Source organism: Candidatus Anaplasma sp. TIGMIC, assembly GCF_028204095.1.
Lineage (GTDB): Bacteria > Pseudomonadota > Alphaproteobacteria > Rickettsiales > Anaplasmataceae > Anaplasma.
Genome location: NZ_JAQLOH010000031.1, coordinates 1 through 12434, shown reverse-complemented (window position 1 = coordinate 12434; position 12434 = coordinate 1). Strand labels below are relative to the sequence as shown.

The following is a 12434-nucleotide window of genomic DNA, read 5'->3' as shown; positions in this document are numbered from 1 at the left end:
TTAGTGTAATCTTGTAGCGCAAACGCCATGGGAACAAATTTCACGCGTATGCTATCGTCAACTCCAGCGCACATTGACTCAGGAAACGTTTCAGTGTCGCGGTTTGCAGGTTTGGCATAGCATCCCAACTCGCCACCTGACATGCACTTTCCACTCCAGCCTAGCGGGTCCCACGGAAGCTTGCACGCAAAAACCTGGCATGCACACACCTTTTCCTTACCGTCTCCGTTCTTGCTGGCATAGGCCATAACATAGGTTGGAAAGATATATCTACAATCCCCCGGAGCCATTTCTTGACAACTGCTGCACGCAGGTTTCGCACCACACACCCTGATACGAGCGTTATCACGGTCTTCATACACGTGCGAAGATGCAACCATCGGACTGTCAGAAGCACTCTGATAGACGGGCTTGCACTCCTCCTGCTCAACTTCCGAGCCATGTACCGAAAAAACTACGCAAAACCATAGCGCTACTGAGAGCAACACAACACTGCAGCGAGTTGCCATACTACTCACACCGTAAAATACCCTTGCCCTGGCAAAGTAACGTAGCCAAATTAAAAATTCGCTAACTTCTACCTACCTACAGTAGAAAAGAATATAACTGCTATCTCTTCAGAGTTTATTTCTATAGGGCGTACTGCCACAAGGTTACTATTGGGGTGCACGTAGCTAGAACCCTGACCTTATCGTAAAAGTGCATATGTGCTACTGACAGCCATATTAGACTTAAAGAGGACAAACATCCGGCGTGTTGCCAAAATAACTTACTACCGCAACCTGGCCATAGATACTCTGAAGATTTTGGCCAAAAGCGTGATGACTAGTATTGTCATAGTACCTTGGCATACAAGCACGCTCTTTATTCCAAGCTACTGGTTCCTGTGCGCACTTTTTTGGTAAGAAGCCTGTAGAAGGCATTGTGAACCGTCAAGGTCGGACCAAATGGAACATTTTCTTTGGCAATGTTTAGTGCAATCGCATTCGAAGCGTCTGGATTAACGATGCCAATCATGTGCGCACTTTCCGTATAAAGTCTCCCATACTCTCGCAGAATCGCTATGCTTTCTTTCATTTGCATCACGTCGTTCAGCCTATCCAAAACGTCGTTATACGAATGGTCAGAACCCAATTTCTTGTCATCAAGTGCGGGCTTCAAGTCACGTACCAAAAATTCCCCAAAAGCTGTACCTGTCACCAAATCCGCAAATCCTGGCTTAGCCATTACATCAAAAACATAGCCAATTTCCGGAATATTAGATTTTGTGAACCCATATATCTCGCGTATAGCCTGGACAATCTGTTCCTTGGTGACATTGGTTGCGTTTTTACGGCTGACATTTTTGCGCATTAAAATATTACCCAACCCAGTCCTGAATTCCTCATGCGCCTGGGAACTGTGCATGAGAAGCTCTTGTTTATTCCTAGAAGCAAGCATTCTTTGGTATGCCTTTCGCTTTTCCTTCAAAATGCTAGCATTCCTGGGATATGAAAAGAACTCGGGATGGTGCAACATGACTGCTCTTAGCCTTGCATACGTGTATGTATGTTTTGCGTTATTGCGGAAAATGTCCATCACGCTTCCACTAAACTCGTGCGTGTAGTTACGGGCAGCTACTTCTGTCGCAAATTCGTTAACCGGTCCTGATGCTATATCAGCTAATATATCTATTACGCCACGAAATCTTGCATCTGCTGCTGACAAGAATGTCTCGTCAGCAATTATTTTTAGCGCCTTGTTGTCAATGTTGCCCAATTGCGTAGTGTGCCTCAAGATTTCTTCCATTTTCTTTCTAAGTTCCGTTTCGGAACTCGTTACCACACCCATATAGAGCGCCTTTTCCAGAACGCCACCTAGTACATCACTGACAAATTCACTGATGCCTGCAACACCTCGATCGCCAGTAACCTGGGGACCTAGATCATCTGCAATAACATTGTGCTCAACCTCTACACACCGTAGCAAATCGTGCAATATGCTAGCCTTGACGTTATCTACGTCAACTCCCGCGTACAGCTGCGCACTACTCATAGTACCCATTATTGCATTCATGCCCTTAGCAAAATAATGCAGGCCCATGACATAGCAGTTTGATCTCTTCATTGCACTGCGAGATCCACTGGAGACTAAATGATCGAGTCGCAAATCGTGCTGTATACCAGCATTGGCCGTATCAGATAACGCCTGCTTTAGCATACTTATAACACCATGAGGCTTTATCTGCTTTGCTATTTTGTCTGCGGCAATATGGTCCAGAAGCTCTGTAAATCCCCTTTTGACCACCAATTGTTTAGCCCCATTTTGTTCGCCCAATATTTCCGCACCAACGTCACTCATTATTACTTTATCAAAAACTGTGCGAAATTTCTTACCCTCTGGAGTGTTGACGTCTGCATTGTTGCTACCGGGGCCTTCGTGGATAATATCACGCACGTATTTTGTGATGCGCGACGCTTTTAGCGCAGCAGATATACGTTCCACATAGTCAAGATCCGTAAGACCATCAAACAACTGTTGGCTTTCCCGGGACAAAGGTGCATCATACGAATATTTTCTGAACAGCTGTAGCGCATCATAAATTTCAGAATCTATTGTTACTGCCCGAGTACCCACAAGTTCAACAAAAGATTTATACATCTCTTCTCTGCTTACATCTTTGCTCCTGACAGGTAATCCTGCTTTTTTGCGTGCTTCTTCGTATGATTTAATTATTTCAGGCTCTGTCTCAAGAATACTGCCAAGCTTACTAGAAGTTTCTTTTACCCAAGCATCCGCCTCCTGTTTACTGTCGAAAGCCTTTTTATCGCCGCTAACCACGCGATGTATTTTCCTCAGTTCCTGAACAAACCCTGAGATACCTGAAACTTTATCGGCAAAATCGTCGTTGGCAATGTGTGTGAAGACGTGTTTTGTCGGGGTATTTCTCTCGGTCGCAATTTTACGCAACTGCCTAAGGATTTTTGCCACGTTCAATTTAGCTTTAGCGCCAGCAGATACCACAATCTCACCAGATATGAACTCTTTAAAGTCTGTGACAATGGTCTCGATAATATTGCTAATATCGCCGGGAGACAGCATTTTACCACCAGACTTTGTTGAACTTCCGGGAAATAGTATGTCGTACACCTTCACGATCTTCTTGTCCTTTTCCTGAAGAATCTTTTTCAATGTCGTCGCATGATCGTCTACCCATTGATCTGCACGAGCCTGATCTTTAAACACCGTGTCCTGCTGCTTCACAACCTTGGTAATTGCCTTGAGCCAATCCACTAACTTCTCACTCTCAGCAGCCTGTTTTGCAACGTCCGCATGGAGCAACGCATGAAATACCTTTGTGACGTTGTAACCGCGATCCGTTGTATAATCCCGAAGGAACGTGACGAGCTCTCTGTACTGTTTACGGTCTACCACTACTTCTGTATTGCTCCGCAAAAGTTCAGCAAAACTTGAAGTAATTAGATCCATATTTCGGTCTGTAGCCGACAAAACCGCTGGACCAGATCCCGATACCGGGAATGGTAAGCTCAATATACCTGTTTCGCTATTTAGCACACCACGAAGTTTTCTTATAGCAGACTGAACCCATTTATCTGCATCAGACCGACTACTGAAGCTTTTCAACTCGCCTAGAACTATTTCAGAATATACACCAATTTCTTGGGTAAACAGTGGGAACCGTTCTAGTGACTCACAGAATTGTTCTGTAGCTGTAAAACCGAAAAAACCTCTCGTTTTTTTACTCAGCTGCTCAGTTTCTGCATGCTGCCGAAGCGTATCAAGGTGATCCATGGTGTCTTCGTTGCACCTTGTGCTCTTATCCCACTCTTTGATTTTGCCCATAGACCCTGACCACTTCTCACAGGTAACTCTTACCATACCATGAGCACCACTCTGAACTAGGCCGACATCAGTGCGGGCACACCCTCCTGCTCCTGGTAATAAACTGCGAGCTACAGCCTTAATATCTGTCCCGTTATCGTTGCTGCCGCGAACACAGCCGACGTCGCTAACATGCGTTCGCCCTGCAGATTTTTTATCGTTCTGGTACGGTAGATATACCTCATCCTTACTTATACCACTCGCAATGCCCTCAGCGAGTCTATAATGTGTTAAGGCGTTGAGACCTGTAGGGTTTATTTTCGACGCTACATGTCCTCCACCACGAGCTATCAGAGTTATAGGGCATGTTTTGTCCTTCGGCGAGTCGCATAGCGACACCACGGTGCTGCGACCATGATCCCTCTTACCAGCACTGTCAGCAATGTCCGCCGTACCTCCTCGCCCCACATTAATTGTGAGATACTTCTGCTTCTTTGGCTCAGGTTTCAGGATACCCATAACATACTCACCTGATCTCCCGCCACCCACGGGGAGTGATCCGGCTTCCCCACCACCCCACAGCTCTATTTTAAGAAAATCACATGACGCATTATACGGGCTAACCTCTAGAATGTATGTGCCCGGATTTGTATTTTTGACGGCAGTTGCAGCTTTAGACTTTTTCTCATACTTGTAACTATGGGACGGGAAGTTACTTACGCATAGCCCCTGCAGCATAGGATTTAGTGGAATAACGTGATCTATAGCGGGCTCTTCGGCGTCAGTTAAGAAAACCTTCTCGAAATTGTCTATACTTTCGTACCTAGTTTTACAATAGCCGGGCAATACACCAATACTTCCCGTGACACTGCATTGTCCACTGTATGGAAATGCGCGCTCATTGCTATAGTGATACGACATGTTATCCCTACACAAAACACCACCATGCTTATTAGCACTATTCCCGCGGCTATTAGATGGCATAATGAAAAAGCTGCCTCTCACGACCATTTTGTCAATATCAGCTTGGCGCATCCTAGACAGGTCTACGGCTTTACTATCATCACATTGTGCGTATTTACGCAAATTCCTATCAAAGCTGCTCGCAACAAGAACTTTTGGTAGTTTCCTAAGCCAGTAATTCCTGTCTCCTCGCTTAATGTAAAACCTGTTGGACGGTCGGCTCATACTGACAAAGCATGTCACATTACCATTATGATCTTCTGCGTACAACATCTTAGTTCTGCTACAGTCCGAACTTGCTGACGCGCGACCTGTAACCTTACCGTCCTCGTCTAAACATTGAGACACAAGCTCAAAATCATAAGTGTCCATATTCAGCTTGGGCTTGATTACAGCAAAATCAAAATCTTGATCCACGTCACCATGCGTCATTTCAAAATCGCAATATTTGCTTTTTCCCCCATTTTTGTCGCGACAGTCCGGAAATTTTATGTTTAACCCGGTAACTGACGCAGTGACTGTCGGATGGCTCATTTCCGGAAATGGAACACAGTCCGTAGATACGTTGCCATTGTATTTGTAGTGCAAACATACGAGGTCATCGTATCTTGCTACCGCATATCCTGACTGAATTTCATCTGCTGATGGAATCGTTCCACAACCATTCTTTACGCCTACAATAGCCTCATAAAATGTCTTCGCACCTCTACATCTAAAACGCGTCTGCCCCCTAGACTTTCCTGTGCTATAACCTTCATATTCCCCAAGGTATACGCTTTTTGCTTTATATGCTCTGTGGCCGCCCGCACGTGACGAGTTCTTTGCTTCGTCACGAAACATTCTCAATCCCGGAGCAAAGTAAGACTGCTGGCTGAACTCAAGCGGAAGCGCATACATCAGTGACTCTTTTAAAAATACGTTACAAAACGATGGTGGATTCGGCGTGATTGTAGTCACGTCGACACATCCCCGCTGCGCCTGCATTGCGATACATTCGTCTTCGATCCTCTTATCAAGATCCAGGTTATCATAGTTCGTAAGCAAAGAGGTTTGTTCTCTCCTTTTATACTCCAGTTCCGTACGGAGATTGGCACTAAGAAGGTTCCCCGCGGATGTGCATGCACACATCTTAAGCTTTCCATCCTGTTCTCGCTTAACGTATCCAACGGCTTGCCCAAGATCAACAGAGTCGTATTCCCACCTTTCCATCTTCAGAATCACAGAACCAAGTCTACTTCCTAACACGGAAGGTAGTAACTCGACCAATATCTCAGGCGTCGCAAAAAACCCCGTATCCCCTCGGCGATAGGGAGCTGGCATAAATTTGTCTTGTGTAAAGCCAACCGCTTCAACATGAACAGAGATAAAAAAACATGTTATGGTTATAAAGAAAAATACTAGACCACGCGTAAGCGCTACCATCGGCGCCTTCGACATATATTTTTTCACTTTATATTCTGGCATAACAACAAGACCATATTGAGCACTTACGCATTAGTATATTTCGGTCAATATAATTCAGTTCACATGAATAGACTTAAAGAAATATTAAAATCAACTCAAAATATCTATACACATCCGAATGTACAAGAACGTATCTCGAAAAAGATACCGGATCTTGATGTTATATCCTATTAACGACTCCTGTATCTCCGGCTCGTGATTAATGCTTACTCTGCGCAATCCTTACCCGAAGGCGTACAGAGGCGTTGGCCGCAGTGAGTTAATTAGGACGATAAGAAATAGGTAATTCTTACAAAGAGCTTAGTATGCACTCCTACTACATCACTGGCTGTATGGGCACACAGGTATTGTGAAGAGCCATGCTAGGATTTGCGTGAAATTAGAATATTGAGCATAAAGCATGCTACAAGGGAAACACAAAACTGATGTTAGACGTTGGGGAAATGTCGGCTGAAGAGAGTTTGCATTATGAAAAGCGAGTGCAGATGCTCTTACGCCTTACACACTACCGCTTCGACAACATGGAAATCAGTTTCCTATAACATTCCATAAGGCCGTAACCACCTTGAGACATTTAGGCCATATCAAGTTTTGAACATACAACACATACAGGCAAGCGAATGCAAACTGTTGAACTACGTCGGCTGGTAACTTTCCTTTGATTCATCCTGAAGCTGATGACTAACATATGTACCTTCCGCAGAATCACACTTCTTATGAAAAGTATCCCACCAATCATCGCCCACTTCTGCAACAGACTCGTACATGATCTTGATCGTAGTGCGATTGGCAGACAAAACCCTCACTTCATTTCTAGGAAGCTTGAGAGATAGAACTACGGAATGATCGCCCTGCTTCAAGAAGAAGTGCCCCTCACTCTGCGAGATCTGCAGCATTGTGTCTATTTCCTCCTGAGTTATACCAAACATCCTTCCATGCTGCTTACTGCTCATCATAAAGTTGGGCATAAATATTCTGGTATCTGCGTGCTTGCTGACATATCTAATAACCCTACTTGAGGATATGGCCCTGATGTTTTCCGACGCAAAAACTATCACCACATTTAGCTTGCTAAGCCTATTTACCCAATCATCAAACTCAGCCTCTGTATAAAATACCGTATCCAATATCCAGGACTCGTACAGCACCAAAATCACCTGTGAAGAGCCATCCAAGCGACTCTCTAGCTCCCTTAGTAAGTAATATAGAACAGGAGACAAACATTCCAGCTTGTTTATTAGCATACCTGCATTGATAGCCAAAAATTCAGCATCCCACTTTATGTTCACAGAGTCGCTAATCATGTGAGAAAACTTCCCGCCCTCTGTCCAATGCCTTATATGCCCCCCTAAAACGCCAATGCATTTACTTATCATGTCTAAAGTGCGCTTTTTAAGTGGCCGCGAATAAATATCATTTACAACCTTGCGCACTGCCTTTCTATCCTCATCAGTAGGTGGATTTAGTGCAGGCCTTGCCATTCTACATAAAACTTCCGTCGCAATATCACGGTTCTCCTCTGTGTCCTTAAGATGAAAAGGACTGAATGTGGGACTGGAACGATCCGGCCTGTCATCTATCCTGTGATAACTGCCCCCAACCGCAGCTGTGTATATCACCGATTTTCCGCTGTAATCAAACACGATCGCCCTGGTACCCAATCTTCTAGACTCCGATAGAAGAAAATTACACAGCAGCGTCATAGACGAATTCTGTGGCCCAAGACACACCGTGTGCCCAGAATCTGTAGCTCGAAAACTGAAGAAGTATGGCAAACCCTTTGTAGAGAAAAACATCGTAATAGCATTTGACCAGTGTCCGTTTCGCGTAGACACAGAAGGAAATTCATGTAGCACGGAAAAGGTACATGCAAGCTTAACCAAGGCCGCATCCATGCGCAAAACGTAGCGAAAGTTCCCGGGCATCGCCGCCCAAAAATAATCCTCTAATGCAAGATCGATCCTAACTACCAGTGCACCTATAGTGGAAAATGCCGAAACCATACATAAAACACTGCGCCTCAAATGCTCGATGCTGTCCGCTATCACAGTGCAACTTACCTGTCTTTCGCAGCAGTCGCCGTATGAGTGGTCATCTATGCCCTGTATGTCCGACAAATGCCCTACATCCCTTAGCTCATCATCTCCACTGACATCAAGCAGAGTCATCTGTCGATTGTAAACATTTTTGAGCACTCGACCTTCGATGAATCTCAGTACTTCTACGACTATAAACTCGCAGTCTTGCTGCAGACACTCATCAACCGCACTTAAAGACTCACCCACGAAGTTTTTAACGCCAAGGATGGTACCATACTTAACCTGGTCACCGTCAACAACCTTGAGCGTGTTAAAACCTATGCTCAGATCGCACCCAGCTGAAATCGTGTGGGCATTATCACACATTTCAAGATAGCACTCTCTGTGCCGAAAAGTAACCAAATAACTTAGAAATTCCAGAAGCTCAGAGCGCCAACGACCGTCTTTGCAGCGAATTAGACCTAGCTTGTTTACAGAAAACCCTTCCAGCTCCTTTAGTAGTAGTGCCGTTACCCGCGAAAGGCGTTCTGCGTGCACAGTTAGGTAACTTTTGTGTCTCTTCGCAACTCTATTAAATAGCAATGAGTGCATAAGGCCATCTAGCCCCTCTGCCAGATGCTTTGTTACCACAGCAACATACACCCTGTTCGCATAAGTCTTGTACTTTTCGTCAAGCGAAGACTTGTAAACACGGTGCAGATCATCAGAAAAATCCCCTGTATTCTTCCACTCCAGATCGAACTCTCTCCTTTCACGAACAGTATATATCCAAAAGGCAATATCGGGATCGCCAATGTTGGCAATACTCCTTCTTATAGCGTCTCTCAGTGTCCCTTCCGCAGTACACTTCTCGTAGTCAACGATCTGTATTATCTGAACGAGCTCGCCTCCTTTGTTTAGCAGAGTATCCTCACTGTAATGGCATGCAGGAGTCACATACTCCGCGTAGGATGACTTTGCTTTCTCGGAGCCACGATGTTCTTCTTCTGGCGTAGCATGGTCATCGTTAGCTTTTTTACGCAATCTTGCAACAATATCACGCACAAAAGACACTGGCACAGCCTCTCGGATAAGACCATTACTCACACAACACAGGATGCTCTAGTACATTCTTACACTTAACATTCCGTGAACTATCTATGGTATTCCGCCCCACATACTTCGCAGAAGTCATAGGGCGCTAAGAATACATACACATCTAAAAACCCCTTCCCGCCAGCACATGGCAGTCAAAGTCCTCTGCTCCAAGCTCTGCAATGCCCCCAGCAAATTTGGCAATTAATTTTCCAGCACCGAAAAATATTGCAGTAAAAACTACCAGCATAACTATTGCCGGCCATGCTAATCTACCAAAAACTGCCATGATACTAGACCCAAGTATTACGCCTGTCATTATGGGTAATCCCAGTTTCTGTACAAACACTACTACATTACAAATAACTTTAGAGACTACCTCCTCATCAGATGCGTAGCCACGTGTACCGGTTGCCCCTACAGACACCATAGGGAACATCAAAAATATAAATATAGTAACACTTGCGACACAGGTGCGTAATATATTCGTAAACATTTAAGCTACCTTGTTTAAGAATTTATTTACTTTACCTTATATAGCAATCTCTCGCACACATCTAGGAATTATGTTTATGGAGATTTCTTCAGATGCCGCTTTAGAGTATTGTATAGGAGATGGTTTTTGGGCATATTGTTCCACACGCACTAATTCATGCCGCAACAGCACAGCCAATTTTTGTTAAATTTTATTAAAATAATTATCTGAAAGTTAATAACTTCCATCTCATCTTAGTAATGGCGGGATGCGCAACACAGAAGGCTAGTCAGAATGCATTTTAATATGGCACACTGTAGAGGAAGGCGCAGACACTGATAACGGACATAATCGCGAATGCGCCCTACTGAATTACCTAACTAGTTCTTGTCGGTAGAACAGGAAAACTTGTCATCCTTCATACCAGAAACGCCACTGGCAAACTTCGTCATGATTTTGCTTGCCCCAAAAAATATCGCGGTAAAAACTACAAGTACCGCAATTGCCGGCCATGCAAGTCTACCAAATATCGCCATGATGCTCGACCCGAGAATGACTCCAGTCATTATGGGCAACCCTAGTTTCTGCACAAAATTCACTACATTGCATATGACCTGTACAGTAGTATCCTTCTTTCCTGCAGCTCCTGCTGCCGGGCCGGTTTCACCAGCATTTGCATTTCCACAAGAAACACAATTGATGAGGAATAACGCCACAAAAACTAAACACGCATATCTACAAAATCCTGCAAATCCCAACATAACTTACTCCAAATGCATGCCTACTCCGGGACTCGAGTAGCGTGCCTACATAACCCTTCACAGCACAGTACATATGCGTGGTCGTTCGTCATGAGCGAGCTTCGAGCCCCGTGAGCAACTTACGTTGTTTGCATCTTATAAGATAAGTGGTTAATTTATGATTAATCAGGAATTATCACCGGCAATTCCTGCAAAAAGTCTGTAAAGAAATAAAAACTGCCGTATTTTCTGCCGGCTAACATTGTAATTTTGTTGAAAATCAGAGAATCGCAGGGATATATACAATTTTAGCGAGCACTCATTACACACTGGTGTATAAAAGTTGGCGCATAGCGTTATGGCTGACGGTTCATATCTCAAAACGCGTATAAGGTACACTCTGTATTTATGCGCACTACTGTACGTGCCTTGCTTTTTAATTGCACTATGAATATCTGCTTTTCCTGCGCGCAGGAAAAGTGCTCGTTGTGTAAAAACAGAATTTACTGTGTGACTATTTTTCCGCGTATCGTTGGCGGTACGCACCTTTTACGGAACTATAGTAACTTTCTTTTGCGGACGCGTATATGGTAGGAACTGCATATTATATTGCGCTCATTGTGCATAAAGCGCGAGTTTTGCTGATCCTAATTACTTTGACACTTCGGTATTCTTCACCCATCACTTACGACCGTAATGTAAAAAACGACAACGCTACTGATGGGCCAATCATGGTTAAAAAACATCGCATAATGACTAACCGTGATGTAATACGCTGAGCCACATCATGCGGCGCCACGCCTGACGAGCGACATGCACTGGCTACTAATTGCGAGTAACCAGCGCTGTCTACTTGACCCAGGCAGTGTTCACACCGTGTCACAATTGTGGGACTGTGCGTTGCTAACACCCGCTGCGAATTTGGTTATCATTTTTTCGGCACCAAAAAATATTGCAGTGAAGACAATCAATGCTGCAATGGCAGGCCATGCCATGCGTCCAAAAATGGCCATTATGCTTGACCCCACTATAACTCCAGTCATTATCGGTAAACCAATACCTCTGACGAATCTCACTACGTTGCATATGACCTTGCTTGTTATCTCTTCACTGTCAGCTGCTAACGGTGGTGTATTCTGCCCTGCGAGAGGATTCCCCGTTCCTGTCCCGGCACCGCGACTTTGCGCGTGTGCTTCATCCAGCACTAGTAGCAAGACAAGACACATAAACATACGTGAAATTATAAACAATGCTCTAGTTTTGAGGTTGCTCCCCAATGTTGTTTCACTATTCACCATCTTTCCTTTCCTCCTTTTGCATACACAAAAAACCTGTTAGAAATGCTGACTTAAAACAACAATACACATCATGAAGCACTGTGTGATAGAGCATATAGGTAACTATGCGATGCTGTTGAACGCATTTGTTCTCCAAAACTTTTGTGAAAAGCCGCAATGAGCATTTGTTCCCGCTTATTGCTTGAACTTCCCCGCTTCACTGCAGTATTCCACGCAGTAGACTCCTTGCGTAAGCTGTCCACACGATAGAATCTCTGGTTACTTACAATGATCAATTGCTTACTTCTTTCACCCTTGTAGTCCCGCATTGGCCAAAAAACAACACCTGGCCCCTTGCAAGCAGAGAAGTGATGTAACCGTCGGGTACCCACAGCACGCTGCTTCATAGGATGACAAAACAAAGTGGTAGATATTAGGAATATTCAGCCTGTTTGATTGCATCGCAAATGTTGTGAATCTCACTAAGAAAATCTCCCCACAAATGGCTTAATGTCAGCGGGCCATTGACGTAGAAGAAATTACTAAACATTTTATTAACGACTACATGAGACGGGCGTTC

General features: G+C 44.4%; 7 protein-coding genes. All 7 read right to left on the bottom strand.

Going from position 1 to position 12434, the window contains the following annotated elements:
* Positions 1-509 (bottom strand): hypothetical protein (locus tag PGW94_RS03725; protein WP_271758773.1); only part of this gene is annotated, 509 nt, incomplete at its 3' end.
* Between the two features lie 355 nt (positions 510-864).
* On the bottom strand, positions 865-6249 hold the full coding sequence (locus PGW94_RS03720) for a glycine-rich domain-containing protein (RefSeq protein WP_271758771.1): 5385 nt from the start codon (positions 6247-6249) through the stop codon (positions 865-867).
* A 635-nt stretch (positions 6250-6884) separates the two neighbouring features.
* Entirely contained in the window at positions 6885-9374 is a 2490-nt protein-coding gene (locus tag PGW94_RS03715; RefSeq protein ID WP_271758769.1) for a VirB4 family type IV secretion system protein, read from the bottom strand.
* A gap of 112 nt (positions 9375-9486) precedes the next feature.
* Entirely contained in the window at positions 9487-9858 is a 372-nt protein-coding gene (locus tag PGW94_RS03710) for a TrbC/VirB2 family protein (protein WP_271758767.1), read from the bottom strand.
* A 359-nt stretch (positions 9859-10217) separates the two neighbouring features.
* On the bottom strand, positions 10218-10598 hold the full coding sequence (locus PGW94_RS03705; protein WP_271758765.1) for a TrbC/VirB2 family protein: 381 nt from the start codon (positions 10596-10598) through the stop codon (positions 10218-10220).
* Positions 10599-11446: 848 nt separating this feature from the next.
* The gene (locus tag PGW94_RS03700) at positions 11447-11875 is read right to left on the bottom strand and encodes a TrbC/VirB2 family protein (protein WP_271758763.1); all 429 of its coding nucleotides are present in this window, start codon (positions 11873-11875) and stop codon (positions 11447-11449) included.
* 68 nt (positions 11876-11943) lie between these two features.
* Complete coding sequence (locus PGW94_RS03695) at positions 11944-12261, bottom strand: hypothetical protein (RefSeq protein WP_271758761.1); 318 nt, start codon at positions 12259-12261, stop codon at positions 11944-11946.
* Between the last annotated feature and the right edge of the window lie 173 nt (positions 12262-12434).

What these genes read in the sequence shown, in the direction of transcription:
- PGW94_RS03720 (WP_271758771.1), bottom strand. Translation starts at nt 6,249, where the DNA reads ATGCCAGAATATAAAGTGAAAAAATATATGTCGAAGGCGCCGATGGTA.
- PGW94_RS03710 (WP_271758767.1), bottom strand. Translation starts at nt 9,858, where the DNA reads ATGTTTACGAATATATTACGCACCTGTGTCGCAAGTGTTACTATATTT.
- PGW94_RS03705 (WP_271758765.1), bottom strand. Translation starts at nt 10,598, where the DNA reads ATGTTGGGATTTGCAGGATTTTGTAGATATGCGTGTTTAGTTTTTGTG.
- PGW94_RS03700 (WP_271758763.1), bottom strand. Translation starts at nt 11,875, where the DNA reads ATGGTGAATAGTGAAACAACATTGGGGAGCAACCTCAAAACTAGAGCA.
- PGW94_RS03695 (WP_271758761.1), bottom strand. Translation starts at nt 12,261, where the DNA reads ATGAAGCAGCGTGCTGTGGGTACCCGACGGTTACATCACTTCTCTGCT.